The 20,934-nt window shown below is 36.9% G+C and carries 17 protein-coding genes; 10 read left to right on the top strand and 7 right to left on the bottom strand.

Annotated features, from left to right (window positions below):
• Positions 1-68 precede the first annotated feature (68 nt).
• From EG344_RS10525 to EG344_RS10515, 3 genes are read right to left on the bottom strand one after another with little or no spacing between them, the layout of a single operon-like run.
• On the bottom strand, positions 69-2,444 hold the full coding sequence (locus tag EG344_RS10525) for a transglycosylase domain-containing protein (protein ID WP_123909392.1): 2,376 nt from the start codon (positions 2,442-2,444) through the stop codon (positions 69-71).
• Positions 2,445-2,450: 6 nt separating this feature from the next.
• Positions 2,451-2,915, bottom strand: coding sequence for a gliding motility lipoprotein GldH (locus EG344_RS10520; RefSeq protein WP_123909391.1), 465 nt, complete (start codon positions 2,913-2,915; stop codon positions 2,451-2,453).
• Positions 2,908-4,341, bottom strand: coding sequence for a stage 0 sporulation family protein (locus tag EG344_RS10515; protein WP_123909390.1), 1,434 nt, complete (start codon positions 4,339-4,341; stop codon positions 2,908-2,910). The genes EG344_RS10520 and EG344_RS10515 overlap by 8 nt, the downstream gene beginning before the upstream one ends.
• A 479-nt stretch (positions 4,342-4,820) precedes the next feature.
• Between EG344_RS10515 and EG344_RS10510 the strand changes: the two genes are divergently transcribed.
• From EG344_RS10510 to EG344_RS10490, 5 genes are all read left to right on the top strand, one after another.
• Positions 4,821-6,056 (top strand): OmpP1/FadL family transporter, encoded by a 1,236-nt coding sequence (locus tag EG344_RS10510; protein WP_123909389.1) that lies wholly within the window; start codon positions 4,821-4,823, stop codon positions 6,054-6,056.
• Between the two features lie 11 nt (positions 6,057-6,067).
• The gene (locus EG344_RS10505) at positions 6,068-7,624 is read left to right on the top strand and encodes a G-D-S-L family lipolytic protein (RefSeq protein WP_123909388.1); all 1,557 of its coding nucleotides are present in this window, start codon (positions 6,068-6,070) and stop codon (positions 7,622-7,624) included.
• A gap of 85 nt (positions 7,625-7,709) precedes the next feature.
• Entirely contained in the window at positions 7,710-8,648 is a 939-nt protein-coding gene (locus tag EG344_RS10500) for a ribose-phosphate pyrophosphokinase (protein ID WP_123909387.1), read from the top strand.
• Positions 8,649-8,703: 55 nt separating this feature from the next.
• Positions 8,704-9,357, top strand: a complete 654-nt coding sequence (locus EG344_RS10495; RefSeq protein WP_123909386.1) for a 50S ribosomal protein L25/general stress protein Ctc — start codon at positions 8,704-8,706, stop codon at positions 9,355-9,357.
• Positions 9,358-9,599: 242 nt separating this feature from the next.
• Positions 9,600-10,820, top strand: a complete 1,221-nt coding sequence (locus EG344_RS10490; RefSeq protein ID WP_123909385.1) for a cysteine desulfurase — start codon at positions 9,600-9,602, stop codon at positions 10,818-10,820.
• Positions 10,821-10,919: 99 nt separating this feature from the next.
• On the opposite strand, the gene hemE is transcribed toward EG344_RS10490, so the two are convergent.
• From hemE to hemA, 4 genes are all read right to left on the bottom strand, one after another.
• On the bottom strand, positions 10,920-11,951 hold the full coding sequence (gene hemE / locus EG344_RS10485) for a uroporphyrinogen decarboxylase (RefSeq protein ID WP_123909384.1): 1,032 nt from the start codon (positions 11,949-11,951) through the stop codon (positions 10,920-10,922).
• Positions 11,952-11,997: 46 nt separating this feature from the next.
• Positions 11,998-12,681 carry a uroporphyrinogen-III synthase gene (locus tag EG344_RS10480; protein WP_123909383.1) on the bottom strand — a complete coding sequence of 228 codons (684 nt, stop codon included), beginning with the start codon at positions 12,679-12,681 and terminating at the stop codon, positions 11,998-12,000.
• A 67-nt stretch (positions 12,682-12,748) separates the two neighbouring features.
• Positions 12,749-13,657, bottom strand: a complete 909-nt coding sequence (gene hemC / locus EG344_RS10475; RefSeq protein WP_123909382.1) for a hydroxymethylbilane synthase — start codon at positions 13,655-13,657, stop codon at positions 12,749-12,751.
• Positions 13,644-14,918, bottom strand: coding sequence for a glutamyl-tRNA reductase (gene hemA / locus EG344_RS10470; protein WP_123909381.1), 1,275 nt, complete (start codon positions 14,916-14,918; stop codon positions 13,644-13,646). The genes hemC and hemA overlap by 14 nt, the downstream gene beginning before the upstream one ends.
• A 327-nt stretch (positions 14,919-15,245) precedes the next feature.
• On the opposite strand from hemA, the gene EG344_RS10465 reads away from it, so the two are divergent.
• The 5 genes from EG344_RS10465 to rodA are packed head-to-tail and all read left to right on the top strand — an operon-like array spanning position 15,246 to position 20,921.
• Positions 15,246-16,271 (top strand): rod shape-determining protein, encoded by a 1,026-nt coding sequence (locus EG344_RS10465; protein WP_002982450.1) that lies wholly within the window; start codon positions 15,246-15,248, stop codon positions 16,269-16,271.
• A gap of 28 nt (positions 16,272-16,299) precedes the next feature.
• Positions 16,300-17,154, top strand: coding sequence for a rod shape-determining protein MreC (mreC, locus tag EG344_RS10460; RefSeq protein WP_123858583.1), 855 nt, complete (start codon positions 16,300-16,302; stop codon positions 17,152-17,154).
• Positions 17,147-17,653 carry a rod shape-determining protein MreD gene (locus EG344_RS10455; protein ID WP_115968295.1) on the top strand — a complete coding sequence of 169 codons (507 nt, stop codon included), beginning with the start codon at positions 17,147-17,149 and terminating at the stop codon, positions 17,651-17,653. Before mreC ends, EG344_RS10455 begins: the two co-directional genes overlap by 8 nt.
• Positions 17,650-19,695: a peptidoglycan D,D-transpeptidase FtsI family protein gene (locus EG344_RS10450; protein WP_123909380.1), complete on the top strand. Its 2,046-nt coding sequence runs from the start codon at positions 17,650-17,652 to the stop codon at positions 19,693-19,695. The genes EG344_RS10455 and EG344_RS10450 overlap by 4 nt, the downstream gene beginning before the upstream one ends.
• Entirely contained in the window at positions 19,692-20,921 is a 1,230-nt protein-coding gene (rodA, locus tag EG344_RS10445; RefSeq protein WP_123909379.1) for a rod shape-determining protein RodA, read from the top strand. The genes EG344_RS10450 and rodA overlap by 4 nt, the downstream gene beginning before the upstream one ends.
• Positions 20,922-20,934: the final 13 nt, after the last annotated feature.

The raw sequence follows: 20,934 nt of genomic DNA, 5'->3' as shown, positions 1-20,934 counted from the left end.
AGGTATTAATTATAAAAGAAAAGACCTTCCAAATTATTGAAAGGTCTTATGTATTTCTAAAAGAGAAATTATTTATTAAAATCTACCTCATCATTTGAGTGAAGGTTTTCGTTGATGTTTTCCTCTTTCTTTTCTGTCGTTTTCTTAGGCGTTGGGTCTACCGGTCTTGGATTCTTGATTTCGTCAATGGTCTGAAGACTTCCGTCATCTCCATATCCGCCACCTAATCCTTTAAGATTTGAACAGCCGTCTTTCCAGTCTGAAGGTTTGATAAACTTGTCATCAGGACTCACTCCTAATGTTTTGTCTGCCCATACCTTTTTCATGAAGATGGCCCATATTGGTAACGCCATTCTCGCACCCTGTCCCTCACCGGTTCCGAAGAAGTGGGTGGCTCTGTCTTCCCATCCTACCCAGGCTCCGGTTGCCAGTTTTGGAGTGATCCCCATGAACCAACCATCGGAGTTATTTTGTGTAGTACCTGTTTTAGCAGCAATTTCAACACCTTTTGAGATTCCTCTTCTTCCTAATTCTCCTGATGCGGTACCATATTGTGCAACACCTTTCATCAATTCAATCATGGTGTAGGCGTACATTGGATTCATTACTTCCTTAGGTTCTACATTTACTTCTTTAATAACCCTACCGTTGGCGTCTTCAATTCTCCAGATCATTTCCGGTTTATTGTGATTTCCGTAGTTGGCGAAAGTACTGTAGGCCCCTAACATCTCATAGATGGTAATGTCTGATGAACCTAATGCGATGGTATTATTTCTTGGAATATCTTCTGTTACCCCCAGGTCTCTTGCAGTCTGGATAACAGCGTCTACACCCGTCATTTCAATAAGTCTTGCTGCAATCGGGTTTTGAGAGTGTGCTAAACCATCTTTTAAAGTAAGCATTCCTCCTCTTCCCGGAACGTGCCATCCATTGTGATCGTAAGTTCCGTTAGAAACAGTTGAACAAGGAGTCATTCCCAGTTTCATAATTGCAGTTGCATATACGAAAGGCTTGAAGGTAGATCCTACCTGTCTCTTACCTTGCTTAATATGGTCATATTGGAAGTGCTGCCAGTCAATACCTCCTACCCAGGCTTTGATTTCTCCCGTTCCCGGAACCATAGACATAAGTCCAGCCTGTGCAATTTGTTTGTGGTATCTGATAGAGTCCCAAGGTGACATTTCAACCTCTTCTTCTCCATTCCATGTGAATCTTGAAGTTTTGATTGGTTTTTTGAATTCCATCATAATGGAGTCATCTGGCATGCCGTCAGCTTTTAACAACTTGTACCGGCCGGTTCTCTTCATAGCCTGAAGCATCACATCGTTGATTTGTTTATCAGTAAGATAATAGAAAGGTCTGTTCTTTCTTCCTCTCTGCTCAGCATCAAATCTTTTCTGAAGATCAGTTAAATGTTCCTTAATCGCTTCCTCTGCATACTTCTGCATTTTAGAATCAAGGGTAACATAGATTTTTAAACCGTCTTTGTATAGATTAAGCTTTTTACCGGTTTCCTTTTCGTGAGACTCAAGATATTTATCAATCTCTTTTCTCAGATAGAATTTGTAATAAGCAGAATATCCGTCAGTAATACTCTTAATGGGATGGAAATCTACTTCTACAGGAGTATTGATTGCTTTTTCATAAGTAGCAGCGTCAATATATCCCGTTTTTTGCATCTGATCCAATACAACATTTCTTCTCTCTTTTGCTTTCTCAGGATATCTGTAAGGATTGTTTTTTCTTGGGTTTTCAAGCATGGCCACAAAAGTTGCAGCTTCCGGAAGCGTAAGCTCAGAGGTCTTTTTGTTGAAATAAACTCTGGATGCCATTTCAACACCGTTTGCATTGAATAAGAAATCAAACTTATTGAAGTAAAGAGTGATAATCTCTTCTTTAGTATATCTTTTTTCAAGACTTACAGCCACTACCCATTCTTTCAGTTTCTGGAATGCTCTTTCAAATTTATTCTGAGATGCAGTTCCTGTGAAAAGAAGTTTTGCTAACTGTTGGGTAATGGTAGAACCACCACCACGTCCTCCACCATAAGCAACGGCTCTGGCGATAGAGTATAAGTCGATTCCTGAATGTTCCTTAAAACGTTCATCTTCTTTTGCCTGAAGGGCATAGATAAGGTAAGGTGGAAGATCCTTGTACACAATAGGCTGAGTTTTTTCTTTCTCAAATTTACCTAGTGTGACCCCATCTGAAGATATGATTTCAGAAGCGACGAAGATATCCGGGTTTTCAAGTTCTTTTACATCCGGCATCTCTCCAAGGAACCCTTGGGAAACCGCAAAGAAAAGTCCTGAAATCCCTAAAACTACCGCAATGAGTCCAATCCAAATAAATGAGACCCATTTCTTCCAAGAGGTGTTCTTTTTTTTGGGAGGCAGAGGAAATGTTTTCCCCTTGTTTCCTGCATTTTTATTGTTTACTTCCATTTATGGTTACGGTTTAGCCGTTTCTATTTTTATTCCAATATCCTCAATTCCAGGAAGGTTGTCATTTCTCATTGCCTGGGTCAGGCCGATTTCATATTTTCCTTTCGCTGGGAATTTGTAATTTAATTTATACTGAAACAATGTTTCCTTTGTGTCACCAAAGCCTGTACCAAGCCATTCGCCATTTGGTTTTGCCAAAACATAATTCAGGGTATCGGTTTCCTTTTTCTTGTTCTGAAGGTTGGTGAAATTCACAATAAACCTTATATTACTGTAAGGATAATTGTTGTTATTTCTTACGACAAATATAATATTTTTAGGATTTTGCGGATCTGAAATTTCAAGATTAAATTTTTGCTCACTTTTCTTATTCCATTTATTGTCAACGGAATTCATAATAACATCTTCTCCCGAAGAAGAGTTACAGCTAAAGAAAAGGATAAAGGTGAATAATCCTAAAATTTTACGCATTTTTATCTTTTTTTGGAGGATATTTTTTTTTAAATTTTTTCTTGTTTGGGTTGCTTTGTTGCACTTTATCCACATCAGGATTGGCTGTAGCTTTTACATTTTCCTTTTCCACAGGTGCTTTTTGTTGCTGTTGCTGTTGCTGTTGTGGTTTTTGTTGCCTTGGCTGGTTTCCGGAATTTGTATTAGGATTTTCAGATTTCTCAGGCCTGTTAGCTCTTTCCTGTCTTTCTGGCCTGTTTTTCTTTTGTCCCTGAACTTGCCCTTGCCCTTGTCCTTGATTTTGATTTTGATTGTTGCTTTGCTTATTCTGATTGTTTCTGTTTCTGTTGTTTCTGTTCTTCTTCTCGAAGCGGTCTACATTGTTTTCCTGAATCAGGTCAATGCTTTGAGATGGTGTCTCAGGCTGTTTCAGATCTTCTAAAGGGAGTATTCTCTCTCCTCTCTTGTTCTTTGAAATCAGTTTTTTAACGAGATCAATATCAAAATCATACCATGCAATAGAATGGTCTACATAAGCAAACCACATTTTCTTTTTGAAAACATCTATTTTGATACAAAATGCCTTTCCTTTTTCTGTTTCCAGTGTAGTAGAAGAAGATGGGAAATTGCTTAATGCATCCAAATAGCTGTCAAGCTCATAGTTAAGGCAGCATTTAAGCTTACCGCACTGTCCTGCAAGTTTCTGAGGGTTAATACTTAATTGCTGATATCTTGCTACGTTAGTGTTTACAGATCTGAAGTCTGTTAACCATGTGGAACAGCAAAGCTCACGTCCACAAGATCCAATTCCTCCTACTTTTGCAGCTTCCTGTCTGAACCCGATTTGTTTCATATCAATCTTGGTTCTGAAAGCTCCTGCGTAATCTTTAATCAGCTGTCTAAAGTCTATACGGTTATCAGCTGTATAATAAAAAGTTATCTTTGATGAATCACCCTGATATTCTACATCAGTTACCTTCATTTCAAGACCTAATCTTTGAGCAATTTTTCTTGCTTCAAGTTTTACTCCGTCTTCTTTTTTTCTTGCTTCCTGCCATACCTCAAGATCCTTTTGGTTGGCCTGTCTGTATATTTTAAGTGCTGATTCTTCAGAAAACTTTTTCTTTTTCATCTGAATCTTTACTAATTCTCCCGTAAGGCTTACTACGCCTACATCGTGTCCCGGACTAGATTCTACTGTAATTACGCTACCTATATGTAAAGGGATATTATTTACATTCTTATAAAACGATTTTCTGTCATTTTTAAATCTAACTTCTACAAAATCACACCTGTTTGGTGCCGGATTGTTGATGTTAGAAAGCCAGTCAAAAACACTTAATTTATAACTATTCCCGCAGGTATTTACATTTTCACAGCCATTTGCGGTTTTTTTAGGACCACAAGAATGTGCAGAATCGCCGGATGTTTTGCATCCACAACTCATATTTCTATTATTTATAATCTTGCAAATTTATGTATTTTTATCTTTATGCAATTCTAAAATACTCAAATAACCTGAATTCCGGGTAAAACATTTCCATATTTTGATAAGGAGATAATTTGAGAATTGTAAAGAAGATGAGTTTAGCAGGTTTTGTGAGCTTCTTTTTGAATCATTCTAAAATTCAGAATCGTTGAAAAATAATCCAACGGAAAATTTTAACATTTTTTCAGATTTACCTTAATCGTAGTTTATAATAGGGTCAAAACTATCTTGTGTTAAACAATTGTTTAATATTAAACAGATATTATAGTCTCTGTAATGTGTTTTTATAATCAATTGCTAACTACAGTTTTGTGCTTTATTATGTCTAGAATGTTATTTTAAACATAATTTTCTTTTTGTATAATGTTTAAAATGTTGGGAAATATTAACAGGTGTATTCAAAATAATTTTATATTTGGATTATATAATAATAGTCTATGAAAAAAATATTAGTATCAACTGCTTTATTGGCGGGCGTTTTATCTTACGCAGGAGGCTTCAGAGTTTCTTTGCAGGGGGTAAAGCAATTGGCAATGGCGCATACTAGTGCTCATGCTGAAGATGCAAGTGTGACATTCTTCAACCCGGCAGGTATGTCATTTATTCCTTCCAAGCTGAGCGTGGTAGCGGGAGGGTTTGGTGCAAGTAATAAAGTTACTTTTCAAAACTTAAATACTTTGCAGAGTACGGAAACGGATAACCCTCTAGGGACCCCGATCTATGCAGCGATTACTTATAAACCAATAGAAAATTTATCTGTAGGGTTTAGTTTCTCGACCCCTTTCGGAAGTACGGTTAAGTGGCCAGATAATTGGGAAGGAAAGGAAATGGTGCAGAAATTAGAACTAAAGAGTTATTATTTCCAACCAATGGTTTCTGTAAAGTTAGCTCCTTGGTTGGCTTTCGGAGCGAGCTATATCTATGCAAGAGGAAAAGTAGATTGGGATAAAGCTGTGACACAATTTAATGGACAGGTCAATATCAATGACGATAAAGCAAGCGGACACGGATATGGGTTCGGTTTCTATTTCAGACCTGATCCGAAATTGGATGTAAGTATTGCTTACCGTTCAGCGATTGATATGAAAGCTAGTAACGGAACTGCTACATTCAAGTTCCCGTCTCAGACTCCTTATTCATTATTGAAACTGAATGCTGCAGGACAAGATGGTTTTACAGCAACACTTCCATTAGTTGAAGAATATACCATTGGTTTAACCTATAAGGTGACACCTAAATGGCAGGTTTCTGCAGACTTCAACTATCATGGATGGGAGAGATACAGCAAACTTGTATTGGATTTTGATAATGCACCGATCGGAAATCAGGCAGATCCTACTGTTCTTGTGAGTCCTAAGAACTTTAGAAACTCCAAGACATTTAGATTGGGAACTCAGTATGCATTCTCTAATATAATTTACGGACGTTTAGGAGCTTATTATGATGAATCTCCTTATACGAATGAGAACTTTATACCAGAAACTCCTTCATTTAATACTTATGTAATTACAGGCGGAGTAGGATTTAAACTAAAGCAGTTTGGGGTTGATATTGCAGGAGGATATGCAATGCCTCAATATAGAAATGTAAATAATGCTAATCTTGGATTCTACGGACAAGCGAAAGCAAAAGCGTTCTATTTTGGTCTAGGTTTATCTTACAATCCTTTTTAATTTAAAAGACTATGAAAAAAATTATAATATCAACAATAGCAGTTTCTGCACTTCTTTTTACTGTAACAAGCTGTAAAACTGACTTTGATACTGATGTAAAAGACATACAGGCATCAAAGGGAAGTGCTGATTTCTCAAAATATGTTGCTTTAGGGAACTCTCTGACTTCTGGATACAGAGATGGGGCTCTTTATATAGATGGCCAGAACGAATCTTATCCGTCAATGATTGCTCAGCAAATGAAACTTGTTGGCGGTGGAGAGTTTAAACAGCCTTTAATGGGAGATAATAACGGAGGATTGCTTCTCCCTCTAGGAGGAACTGCTACACTTCAGATTCAGGATACAAAGCTTTATATAAAAGGTTTTGTTGATGGAGCTCCTGATATTGGTCCGGTTAATGATAATAAGGCAGCCAATCTAGTAACCAATTTTGTGAAAGGTCCTTTTAATAATATGGGAGTTCCGGGAGCAAAGGTGGCTCATTTATTAGCGCCGAAATACGGTGATGTTGCTGGGTTAGTGACAAAAACGGCAAACCCTTACTTTGTGAGATTTGCTTCTTCTCCTAATGTAGCAGTAATTGATGACTTTGTTAGCCAAAATCCTACATTCTTCTCCTTGTGGATAGGAAATAATGATGCTTTATTATACGCATTGGCAGGTGCAGATAGTTCTGTTGAAACATTGACGCCTCCTGCTCAGTTTAAGCAATATTATGATTTGTTGATTTCTAAAATTGAAGCAACAAAAGCTAAAGGTGTTATTGCGAATATTCCAAGTGTAACCTCTATTCCTTCTTTGACAACAATTCCAACAAATCCTTTGACTTCTGCAGTTTTAGGAAAGGGTAATGTTGCTGTGGGGGAGGCCACAATTGATGACCTAAATAAAAATGTATATGGTCCTTTAAACCAGATCTTAACCGCATTAGGAGCTGGAGACAGAATTAAACCTCTTTCTAAAACAGCATCCAATCCATTATTGATTAAGGATGAAAGTATTGCAAACTTAGGAGCGCAGATCACTGCTGCTGCTACAGCGTCCGGAAATCCAACTTTAATGGCACTTGCTGGTTATTTCGGTGTTACTTATGGGCAAGCAAGACAGGCGAAATCCGGGGATCTTATTCCTTTGACAACAAAAGCCGCTATTGGTACACTTGAGACGCTTCCTACGGGAGTTCCGCCAACTCTTGGAGCTAGAGGAATAGCGTATCCATTTGCAGACAAGTATGTTCTGATTCCATCTGAAATTAAGGAAATCAATGATGCTATTGATGCTTATAACGTAACCATTAAAGCAGCTGCCACCGCAAAAGGATACGCTTTTGTAGATGCAAATGCTAAACTTAAGCAATTAGCTGCAGATTCTGGTATTTCTTGGGATGGAGTAAAATATACGGCTAAATTTGTATCCGGAGGTGCATTCTCATTGGATGGAGTGCATTTAACGGGTAGAGGATATGGTGTTATTGCCAATGAATTTATTATGGCAATTAACGCAACTTATAACTCATCGTTACCTCTTGTAAACCCTAATAATTACTCAGGAGTTACACTACCATAATTATTGATTAAATAAAAACTTAAAAACCACAGGAGTAAATCTTGTGGTTTTTTTTTAAATTTGCAAAATCTTTTAAAAAGTAAAAATGGCCGATCAGTTAAGTTATCTATTTTGTACAAGAACCAGCAGGGACTTGGCAGAGAAAATTGCCCAGAGTTATGGGAAAGAATTAGGAAAAATCAACTTTCAGGAGTTCAGTGATGGGGAATTTGAACCTGTTTTGGATGAATCTGTAAGAGGAGGAAGGGTTTTCCTAATCGGATCTACATTCCCGCCTGCAGACAATCTTTTAGAACTTCTTCTAATGATTGATGCAGCAAAAAGAGCTTCTGCAAAGAGCATTACCGTTGTAATTCCTTACTTCGGACTTGCCAGACAGGACAGAAAAGACAAGCCAAGAGCGCCGATCGGTGCTAAGTTAGTTGCGAACCTTCTTACAGCAGCGGGAGCAACAAGAATAATGACAATGGACCTTCATGCAGATCAGATTCAAGGATTTTTCGAAATCCCGGTAGATCACCTTTATGCTTCGTCCATCTTTGTTGATTACATTAAATCTTTAAATCTTGATAACCTTACCATCGCTTCTCCTGATATGGGAGGTGCAAAAAGAGCAAAAAACTATGCAGGTCACTTAGGGGCAGAAGTAGTAATTGCTTACAAGGAAAGAAAGAAAGCAAACGTTGTAGAAGAAATGTTCCTAATTGGAGATGTTACCGGTAAGAATGTAATTCTTATTGATGACATGATTGATACTGCAGGGACCCTTTGCAAAGCAGCAGATATTCTGATTGAGAAAGGAGCAAAAACGGTAAGAGCTATGGCTACGCATGGAGTGCTTTCAGGAAAGGCTTATGAGAATATTGAGAACTCAAAACTTTTGGAAGTTATTGTAACTGACTCAATTCCTGTTAAAAATAATTTGTCATCTAAAATAAAAGTGCTATCTTGCGCCCCATTATTTGCAGACGTTATGACGATGGTTCATGAGCACAAATCAATCAGTAGCAAGTTTGTTATTTAATTGATTTTAAATAGTTTGCAGATTAAATAAGAACAATTTTTTAAATTTTTTATAAATGAAATCTATTACAATTCAAGGTACAAAAAGAGAAAGCGTGGGCAAAAAGTCTACAAAAGCTTTACGTGATGCTGAATTAGTTCCTTGTGTTGTTTATGGAGGTGAGACACCTTTAAACTTCTCTGCTGAAGAGAGAGCTTTCAAAGGTTTAGTATACACTCCTGAAGCACACACGGTATCTATTGAAGTTGACGGAAAAACAATTCCAGCAGTTCTTCAAGATATTCAGTTCCACCCAATTACTGACAAAATTCTTCACATTGACTTCTATCAATTATCTGACGATAAGCCAGTTGTTATGGAAGTTCCGGTAAGAATTACAGGACGTTCAAAAGGTGTTGTAGCTGGTGGTGTTTTACGTCAGTCTTTCAGAAAGCTAAAAGTAAAAGCTATTCCTGCTAACTTACCTGACGAAATCGTTGTAGATGTTACTCCATTAAAAATCGGTAACAAACTTTACATCGGTGGTATCAAAACTGAAGGATATTCTTTCATGCACCCAGACAATGCAGTAGTAGTTGCTGTTAAGATGTCTAGAAATGCAATGAAAGGTGGTGCAGCAGCAATGGATGATGAGGATGAAGAAGAAGCAGCAGAAGTTGCTACTCAATCTCCTGATGTTCCAACAACAGAAGAAAAATCTGCAGAATAAGAATTGCTTATTTAAACCATATAAGACCCGTCATTTTTTGACGGGTTTTTTATTGGGAACAAGAGAAAAAGATTTCAATTTATCCTTTCGTCTTTTCTCTTATCGGTTTTCTTAGCGATCTCTCATTGAATATTTCTATCAACTGACAAGTATCACCTCTTCATCCCATACCTCCTTTCGGAAAAAAAGCCGTAAATTTGAAGTGTTCTAAATAAGAACGCTTTAATTTAAAAAATAAATAAATGTTTGACATTCAGGAAATAAGAAGCCAGTTTTCTATATTGGACAGAGAAGTGAATGGTAAGCCGTTGGTTTATCTGGATAATGCTGCTACATCTCAAAAGCCAAATTCGGTTTTAGAAGTCTGTCACGCATATTATACAGAACTTAATGCGAATGTTCACAGAGGAATTCATACATTAAGTCAACTTGCAACAGAAGAAATGGAACTTTCAAGAAGAAAGATCCAAAAGTTCATTAATGCAGAACATGATTTTGAAGTTATTTTCACCAAAGGAACAACAGAAGGATTGAACCTTATCTCTTATATTTTAACTCAAAAACTTAAAAAAGACGATGAGATTATCATTTCCTACCTGGAGCATCACTCCAATATTGTTCCATGGCAATTGCTTTGTGAAAGAACCGGCGCAAAACTTCGAGTGATTCCTATTGACGAAAATGGAATTCTTCAGTTAGATTATTTTGATGAGTTTTTAAGTGAAAAAACGAAAGTGGTTTCTGTTAATCAGGTTTCTAATGCATTGGGAATTGTAAATCCTATTGAAGAAATTATTGCAAAAACAAGAAAGAATACAGATGCTTATGTTGTTATTGATGGGGCGCAGTCTGCTCCTCACTTCAATATTGATGTTCAGAAGATGGATTGTGATTTCTTTGTTTTCTCAGGGCATAAAATGTATGCTCCGATGGGAACGGGAGTTTTATATGGTAAACGAGAGATACTGGAAGCTTTACCCCCATTCCATGGAGGAGGAGAAATGATTGCAACATGTTCTTTTGATGGGACAACCTATGCAGGGCTTCCATTTAAATATGAAGCAGGAACACCAAATGTTGGAGGGAATATTGCTTTAGGTGCAGCGGTTGATTTTATGAATAGAGTGGGGCGTGAGAATATTCAGAACCATGAAAATGCTTTGTTGGAATATGCTCAAAGACATCTTTTAGAAATTGAAGGGTTGAAAGTATATGGTGAAAAAGCGAAGAGGGTAGGAGTTGTTTCCTTTAATCTGGAAGGAGTAGGGATTTCTTCCGATGTAGGGATGATCCTTGACAAAATGAGTATTGCTGTAAGAACAGGACATCACTGTACGCAGCCTATTATGGAATTCTTTAATATTGCCGGAACAGTAAGAGCCAGTTTTGCTGTTTATAATACTTTTGAAGAGATTGATCTTTTGGTAGAAGGAGTGAAAAAAGCACAACGAATGCTGAGTTAATAATGAATTCTATTAAACATATAAAAAGCCCTGTCAGTAATGATAGGGCTTCTTTTGTTATCTTAAACCTTAAACCTTTAGAGTGAAGGTTTTTAATTCTTATAGATTAGGTTTCCAGTCAACAACCGCTCTGATGAATGCCTCAGCATTTTCTACAGGAACGTTTGGCAGAATACCGTGTCCTAGATTAGCGATATATCTGTCCTTTCCGAAACGGTTAATCATTTCAGTTACCATTTTCTTGATGGTTTCAGGTGTAGAGTGTAATCTTGCAGGATCAAAATTTCCTTGTAAGGTCATGGTGTGGTTTGTCAGAGTTCTTGCAAATTCCGGTTTAATTGTCCAGTCAACACCAAGAGCAGAAGCTTTAGACATGGTCATATCTTCCAATGCAAACCAGCATCCTTTTCCGAATACGACTACATGGGTAAGAGGACTTAATGCCTCAACGATTTGGTTGATATATTGCCAAGAGAATTCCTGATAATCAGTTGGAGAAAGCATTCCCCCCCAAGAATCAAAAATCTGTATAGCAGAAACACCTTTTTCAACTTTTCTCTTTAGATAAGCAATAGTAGTATCGGTGATCTTCTGAAGCAATAAATGAGCGGCTTCAGGTTGTTGGAAACAGAAAGATTTTGCAATATCAAAAGCTTTACTTCCTTTTCCTTCCACACAATAGCAAAGAATTGTCCATGGAGAGCCGGCAAAACCGATCAATGGAATTTCATTATCTAATTTCTGAAGCGTTAATTCGATAGCATCAAAAACGTATCCTAACGTATCATTCACATCCGGAGTTTCGATATTCTGAACCTGTTCCATAGTTCTGATAGGAGTATCTAACCAAGGGCCAACAGATTCTTTCATTTTGAAATCAATTCCCATAGCCTGTGGAACTACCAAAATATCAGAAAACAGGATCGCTGCGTCTAAAGGAAATCTGCGGATAGGCTGTAAAGTGATCTCAGCAGCAAGCTCAGGGGTCTGACATCTTGTAAAGAAATCATATTGGTCTCTTAAAGCAATGAATTCCGGCAGATATCTTCCAGCCTGCCTCATCATCCAGACAGGAGGTCTTTCAACGGTTTCTCCGCGAAGTGCTTTTAAATATAGGTCGTTTTTTATCATAATCTATTTAAACTAATATCACCGTTTAAATCCGGTAACAGATATTCTAAAGTTTGTTCACAATTTCCAGTCTTATCAGCTCAAAAATAGAGCTCAAGGTGTTCTCTTCGGACGTGAAAATGTTTTCGTGAGTATAATTTCTTAATTCTCCTGATGTAGTTTCTCCAATAGAAAACAGCTTCATATCTTTCAGGGAATTTTGCTTTGCAAAACTACGAACTCCGCTTGGACTAAAAAATACTGCGGCATGATATTTTTCAGGAATTAAAGGATTGGTTTCCTCTGTATTGTAGATCGTAATCTTTTTATACTTAATATTTTGAAGAGGAAGCTCCTTATCAAGAACATTAATGGCAAGATTGCCACAGAAGTGAAGAAACTGTTCATGCTGACAGTTCCCGATGATAAATCTTGAAAGTGCATCTGCATTCCTTAAGACCTTAAATGTCCCAAAGCCGTGCTTCCTTAATGCTTTTTTTGTCTTTTCACCCACGCAGTAGATCTTATTGTAGTTTTTAGCCGTGAAATTTTCATTAGGCTTAAATCTGTTTTTAAAAAACGAAGCTACGCCATTTACACTGGTGAAGATCAAAGAGTAGTTTTTCAGTTCAAACGGACTGATGAGAATAGGCTTGGTCTTAATTACCTCAACACAATCAACCAAGATATCCTCTCCTAATTCTTTGGATATAATAGCTTGGTCTATATTTTTGGTAAATAAGATTTTCATGTCTGTTGGATTAGAAAATGAAAAGAGTTTAAAGGAAATTAGAAATCTAAAATTGAACTAAATAATCTTAGATCTGGCTTTTGATTTCTGCCATCAATTCTTTTCCTCCGTTTTCCAGGACTACCTTGGCGAACTTTTCTCCAAAATTTTCTTCCAGGTTATACTCGAAGTTCTCATCAATTGCAATACAGTTTTTACCATCAAGAGAGCAAAGTGCAGCTGTAAAGCGGATCTGATCCTCAATAATTTCTGCAAAAGCTCCGATAGGTGCTGTGCATCCTCCTTCCAGCGTACTTAGGAAGTTTCTTTCGATTTCTACACAGATCTGAGTAGGATTGTGGTTGATCTGCTTCAGGATTTCATTGATCTCCGGTTTATCGGAATGTCCTGCAACCGCAATAACGCCCTGGGATGGGGCAGAAATCATTACCGGAAGCATTTCATAATCAATTTCCATTTTCATTCTTTTGATTCCGGCCAAAGATAGAATGGTGGCATCAAAATCTCCATCTTCAAGTTTTTGAAGACGCGTCTGAATATTTCCACGGATATCAGAAAACTCAGTATTCGGGAAATGTCTTAACCAGAACGCTCTTCTTCTCAAACTGCTTGTTGCAAGCTTCAGTTCATGAAGTTCTTTGTTTTTAGCCGATTCTTTTCTGATCAGAATGTCTTGTGGGAAATCTCTTTCCAAATAGGCAATCATCTCAATATTTTGAGGTAACAGGGTAGGGACATCTTTTAAAGAGTGAACCGCAATATCTATTTCATCATTCAATAGGGCAATATCAAGGTCTCTTGTGAAAACCCCGGTAATTCCTAATGAATATAAAGGTTGATTAAGGTTCTTATCGCCAGAAGAAACGATAGGAACAATCTCCGTTAAATAATTGTTGTTCTGAAGGTGCCTCGCAACCTCTCTAGCCTGCCAAAGTGCAAGTGCGGAACTTCTTGTTCCGATTCTAATGCTTTTCATTGAATTCGTTGTTTGGTTGTTCAACTAATATTTCGTGCATTAATTTACTAATTTCTTCGGCTTTTAAAGGATTATCGATGATATATTTTGCAAAACGGTTGGTGATCTTCTGGATCATTTTATCAGAAAGTTCCATGTCCGTGATGTCTATATATTTATTTTTCTTGTAAAAATTATGCATTTCATTGCGTTCCATGTTCTTTAAAACCGCTTTGAAATGGTGAATGTTTGGTGCTAGTTTTCTTTTTTTCTCCCACTCAATAAAGTCTTTCATCAGTTCCTTAATGATCTTTTCAGCTTTAGGGATTTCTTTTTCCCTTTGTTGAATGGTTTCCTGGATCTGTTTTGAAAGCTCATCCACATCAATTAACGTTACATTTTCATTTTCTGTAACATTCTTTTCAACGTTATGAGGAATGGAAAGGTCTATCACCAATGTTTCTTTTCCGTTCGGGAAATGTGATTGGTTGATAATCGGGTGCTTGGCTCCCGTAGCCACGATAAGAATATCGGTGTTTTTTAATTCCTTGTCAAAATCAGAATAATCAACGTGAGGAATATTATATTTCTGAGAAATCTTTTCAGCTTTCTCCTGAGTTCTGTTAGCGATTTTAATTTTCGGCTGATAAACATGTTTTACCAGATTCTCAACCGTGTTTTGTCCGATTTCACCCACTCCTAAAAGAAGAATATTCTTTTCAGTAATTTTCTTTTGACTGTTTAGGATATAATGAACGGCTGCATAAGATACAGAAGCAGCGCCATTGGAAATTCCGGTTTCGTTCTTTATCCTTTTAGAAATCTGAATAGCTGCATTAATGGCTCTTTCCAGATACGGGTTAGAATTCTGTCTTTCCTTTTTAAAACGGCTGTATGCTTTTTTGATCTGACCGATAATCTCAAAATCTCCAATAATCTGGCTTTCAAGTCCGGCAGCAACTCTGAAAAGGTGTATTAAAGCCTCTTCTTTAGTTAAAATATTAGCAAACTGAAGAAAATCAGTAATGTTTACCCCAATGGTTTTGCAATATTCTTCTGCTACTAAAAGATAATTGGAAGAAGTGGTGTAGATCTCTGTCCTGTTACATGTGGAAACCACAAATGCATCCCCAAGATCTTCCTGATGGACGCGGGAAACAAAATTTTTGATGTTTTCATCAAAGAATGCAAATTTTCCTCTCGTTTCTACATCAGCCTTTTCGTAGCTTATAGAAAGCACGGCAAAATTCGATGTTCGATGGATGTTGGAATACTGTAACATAAGCAACGGCAAATTTACGCTTTTTTTAATTAATCATCCTCTGAAAGTGTATATGATAATTATCGTAAAAAACTATAGCGTTAAGTTGAAAAAGGTCAAGAAAGGAGATCAGTTAATTTTTTCTATTTTCTTTGATCTTTTCCCGGTCTTTTTTAGCCTTTTGATGTTCCATTAATTTTGGTTGAAATCAAACTCTGTAATTATCTAAACAGAAAGTTAATAAAGAATTATAAATTTTAATAAAATTTTAACCAAATTATGTTGTGTTGAAATTTCTTTCGTAGTGTTAAATTTATATCTTTGTAAACTTAAAATCAGAAGAAAAATATGAGTTTATTTGATATGTTTACGCAAGAAATTGCGATAGACCTGGGAACAGCCAATACCCTTATCATCCATAATAATAAAATTGTTATAGATCAACCGTCAATTGTTGCAATTGAACGTTCTTCGGGTAAACCGATTGCTGTAGGCGAACAGGCGAAACATATGCAAGGTAAAACTCACGAGGATATCAAGACAATCCGTCCATTGAAAGATGGGGTGATCGCAGATTTCCACGCTTCTGAACATATGATTAAGGAATTTATTAAGAAAATTCCTGGAATCAAAGGTAAATTCATACAGCCTGCATTAAGAATTGTAATCTGTATTCCTTCTGGTATTACTGAAGTTGAAAAAAGAGCGGTAAGAGACTCTGCTCAGAAAGTAAACGCAAAAGAAGTACGATTGATCTACGAACCAATGGCAGCCGCTATAGGAGTTGGAATTGACGTACAGAAACCTGAAGGGAACATGATTATCGATATAGGTGGAGGGACTACGGAAATTGCTGTAGTAGCTTTAGGAGGTATTGTATGTGATAAATCTGTGAAAATTGCTGGAGATGTATTTACCAATGATATTGCATATTACTTAAGAACTCACCATAACCTTTACATTGGAGAAAGAACTGCTGAAAGAATTAAAATTGAAGTAGGTTCTGCAGTGGAAGATCTTGATGTAGACATCGAAGATATTCCGGTACAAGGTAGAGACCTTATTACAGGTAAACCAAAAGAAATTATGGTTGGGTATAAAGAAATTGCCCGTGCATTAGACAAATCGATCATCAGAATAGAGGATGCTGTAATGGAAACGCTTTCCCTTACGCCACCGGAATTGGCTGCTGATATTTATAAAACGGGTATTTATCTTGCCGGAGGTGGTGCATTGTTAAGAGGTCTTGCGGACAGAATCCACAAAAAAACAGGTCTTCCTGTATTTGTAGCTGAAGATCCGTTGAGAGCTGTAGTTCGTGGAACCGGTATTGCTCTTAAGAATATGGATAAATTCAATTTCTTAATTAAATAATTTTAACTTTTTACGACTGTATATCTGAATGGGATTTTTGCTGAGATTATTTTCGAAGAACACACTTTTTGTCTTCTTTATATTCCTGCAAATCATTGCTCTGGTTCTGATATTCTCTAGAAATGCCATGCAGAGATCCTGGATTGCAGGCCAAACGGCTGCGTTAAATTCATGGATTTCCGGGTATATCGATGAGGGAGTTTCTTATCTGAAGCTAAAACAGATCAATGAAGATCTTGTGGTTCAGAATAAAGCCCTTATGGCAGAATTGTATGGAAAAGATGGTACAAAGAACCCTGTTTTCAAAAGAGTACATGATACCATCGGAGGCGGTCAGATCTATACTTTTGTTGATGGTGAAATTGTTTTCAACAGCATCAACAGAAGAAATAACTATTTTACAATCAATCGTGGCCGAAGAGATGGAGTATTTCCTCAAATGGGAGTAATGGCACCTAGAGGTATCGCGGGGATTGTTATCAATTCTACAGACAGTTATGCATTGGTTCAATCCGTATTAAGTGTAAACAGGATCAGAATTAATGCCGCTCTGAAAAATTCCGGATACTTTGGAACGTTAACATGGAACGGAGATAACTCCAGGGTGATGCACCTTGCAGATATTCCGAAATATGTTGCTTTAAAAGTTGGAGATACCGTTGTTACAGACGGGAAATCTGCAATTTTTCCAAAAGGGGTAACCATCGGAACTATTGCCGGATATTCAGTAGATAATAAAACCGGTTTCTGGGATATCTCAGTAGAACTGAGTGAAAAAATGGGTGCGTTGAATAAAGTGTATGTCGTGAAGAACCTGAAGAAAGCAGAAGTGCAGAAAATTCAGGACACGATGCAGGCTGTAATAAAAAAGGAAAATGATTAGCAGAACTTTATTTACGGACATATTAATCATGATATTTCTTGTTGCATTACAGATTTTTGTATTGAACAGGATTACTATTTTCGGGAAGTATACTCCGGTATTATATCCTGTGTTCGTCATGTTCTATCCTTTCTTCAGAAACAAATTTCAATTCCTTGCTTTAAGTTTTTTGATAGGGCTGTCTATTGATGGTTTCCTCTATTCTTGGGGGATCAATGCCTTTGCTACAACGCTGATAGCCTATTTCAGAACCTTGATATTCAGAACATCTACAGATACGTCTACAGACTTTTTCTCTTTTCAGTCCCTGCAATGGGCGCAGTTTTTGCTGTTTTTATTTTCAAGTATTTTCCTGCATCAGCTTTTAGTACAATATATAGAGTTCTTTAAGTTTAGCAGATTTTTTGAAATATTATTTAATGTGTTGGTGACAAGTGTAATTTCATTTATATTTATAGTGGTCTATGCATTAATATTTAAAATCAAACAAAAAGTTTGAACACACGTTATTTAAAAATTTTTTCCATCCTTGTTGTTATCGCCCTTATTTTTGTGGCGAGACTTGCGTATTTACAGTTGTTTACAGATCGTTATGCCCTGAATGCAGCCAATACTTCCATCAAAATTGAATATGTAATTCCTCAGCGTGGAGTTATTTTTGATCGAAACGGAAAGATCATGGTAGGAAACCAGCCTGCTTATGAAATTTCCTTTACCCAAGGTTTAATGAAACCGGATTTTGATACATTAGGCTTTTGCAGTCTGATGAAGATCAGTAAAACGGATTTCATCAACAAAATCAATGTTATTAAGAAAGAAAAATATTATTCTAAGCTGACTCCTATGACATTTCTAAAGGACCTCAGCAGGGAAGATATTGCGAGAGTACAGGAAATTATTTTTAAATATCCTGCATTTAATATCGTACAGAGACCTCAGCGTCAATATGAAGTTTCTACTTCAGGAAACCTTTTAGGGTATACCAGTGAAGTAAATGAAAGAGAAATTAAAAAAGATTCTATCTATTATTTACCGGGAGATTTTATTGGGAAAACAGGAGTTGAAAAGTCTTATGAAAAGGAACTTCGTGGAGTAAAAGGAATGAAGTACATCCAAAAAGATATCAGGCTCAGAAATATTGGTTCTTATAAAAACGGATCTTTGGATAAAGATGTAATTACGGGTAAAGACATTACTCTTACTATTGATTATGACCTTCAGAGAACCGCTGAAGAAATGCTTGTCAACAAGCATGGGGCAATTGTAGCTATTGATCCTAATAATGGAGAAGTATTAGTGGCAGCAACCGGACCGGATATTGACCCGAACCTCTTCACCGGACCTTATAAATCCAAAAATTTATATGCTCTGTCAAAAGATACGCTTTATGAAAATAAACCTACTTTCGATCGTTCTTTGCAAGCAGGATATCCTCCAGGATCAACTTTCAAATTATTGACAGCCTTAGCAGCAATGCAAATGGGAGTAATGGATGAAAAAACGGTTTTCCCTTGTGGAGGTGGATTTTTCTATAAAGGTAAAAGAATTAAAGGGCATGGTGGAGCTGATCCGTTAATTCCTTCTATTCAGGTTTCCAGTAACTGCTTCTTTACTTATGCATTTATTGCAATTATTAAAAAGTATCCGGGAAATCCCTCAAAAGGTGTTGATGAGTGGAAAAAAATCATGAGCAGCTTTGGAGTAGGAGAATTTTTAAATAATGACTTTGCAGTGGGTGCAAAGGGTAGAATACCTTCCGGAGATTTTTACGAAAAAAGGTTTAAAGCCATCATGAAGGCAAGTGGTTCCAAGAGAACAGATTTCCAAAATTGGGATGAAATGTCAACCGGAGCTATCTATAATGGAATGGGGCAGGGAGATGTTTTGGTAACTCCTATTCAGCTGGCAAATTATGTAGCTGCTATTGCCAACAAAGGATGGTATTATACTCCTCATATCGTAAAAGCAATTGATGGAAAGGCTAATCCCGATCCAAGATTTAAGGTTAAGCACAAAACATTAGTTGATCCAAAGCATTTTGAACCTGTTTTAAAAGGTATGGAAGCCGTAGTTTTGAGAGGAACGGCAAGAGGATTGAAATCCAATGACTTTACACAATTAGCCAAAACAGGTACAGCACAGGTTCCACAAGGAAAAGATAATTCTATCTTTGTATTGATTGCTCCTGCAGATAAGCCAAAAATTGTTGTAGTTGCGGTAATGGAGCATGCTGGATTTGGAGCTACTTGGGCAGGTCCGGCTTGTACAGTGATTGCTGAAAAATATATTACCGGTGATTTGAAAAGAGAAAATCTGTATAAAAAAATGATTACCTCGAGTTTCATGCCGGAATACAAAAGGCAATGGATTGCAGATTTGAAGCGCAAGGGACTTTATAAAGACCCTAAACCGGATTCAATTAAACAAAAAAGAATAAAAGATAGCCTGGAACTTGTTAAACAACAAAAAGCCAAGCTCCAGAAAAAAATAGAAGAGGATAAAAAGAATACTAACGCTGCTAAAAAACCTGTTAAGCAATGAAATGGACAGAAGGAATAGATAAATTGGGTCTAGGACTGTATTTCATGCTTTGCATTTTTGCCATTGCTAATATTTACAGTGTTGACCAGAAATTAGGAGAAAAGCAATTGATCTTCTTCTGTATATCTTTAGTGGTAGGACTTGTTATATTTGTAGGAAGAAGTAAATTCTTCGAGAATATGGCAGGTATTATTTATATAGGCGGTGTTCTCTTACTGATAGGTCTTTTCCCTTTTGGAAAGGAAATTCTGGGACAAAAGAACTGGTATAAATTTGGAAGCCTTACGATGCAGCCCGTAGAGTTCGCAAAAATTGGTACAGCATTGATGCTGGCCAACTATGTTTCAGGACCTGATTTTAATCTTAAGAATAAAAAATCACTGCTTACAGCTTTAGGGATTATCGGTATTCCAGCGGTTGTGGTATTGGCTATTCCTGATGTGGGGTCTATGCTTGTATTTATTGCATTTTTTATTGCTTTATATAGAGAAGGATTAAGTGGCTTGCTATTTGGGGTGGGATTTGTTTTTGCTGCTGTTTTTTTAGTAGCTCTAGCGATTCCGCCAGTATATGTTGCTGTGGCTATTTTAATCATCGCCGGTATTCTGATCGCGATGAATTACCACAGAATGTCTTGGGATGTGATTTCTATATCAGGAATTTCGGGATCTATTCTTTTATTATGCGGATTGGCATTTGGTTCTCCTTATATTTTAGAAAAATTACCTAAACATCAGAGAGAAAGAATTGAGGTTCTTTATAAAGGTGAAAAAGCATTTAGAGATACTTCAGGATACAACTTATTATATTCCAAAACGGCGATCGGCTCTGGAGGACTTTTAGGAAAAGGTTACCGTGAAGGATCAGTTACCCAGGGAAAATTCGTTCCAGAGCAGGAAACCGATTATATTTTCTGTACGGTAGGAGAAGAATGGGGTTTCCTAGGAAGTGCTATCCTTATTTTATGTTATATGGTCTATATCGGACGAATCTATTACCTGGCGGAACAACAGAAGTCTACCTTTAACCGAGTATTTGGGTATTGCTTTGCTTCGATTTTGCTGATGCACTTTTCAATCAATTTAGGGATGGTTATGGGACTCTTTCCAACGGTAGGGATTCCGCTTCCTTATTTCAGTTATGGTGGAAGCTCTTTGCTGGCCTTCTCCATGATGACTTTTATTTTCTTTAAACTTAATTATTCAGATAAAAATAGCTTAGTATAACTCTTACCAAAGA

Source organism: Chryseobacterium sp. G0162 (genome assembly GCF_003815715.1).
In the GTDB taxonomy this organism is placed as follows: domain Bacteria; phylum Bacteroidota; class Bacteroidia; order Flavobacteriales; family Weeksellaceae; genus Chryseobacterium.
Note: the sequence above shows the minus strand (reverse complement) of the source record. Positions and strands in the feature narration are given on the sequence as shown.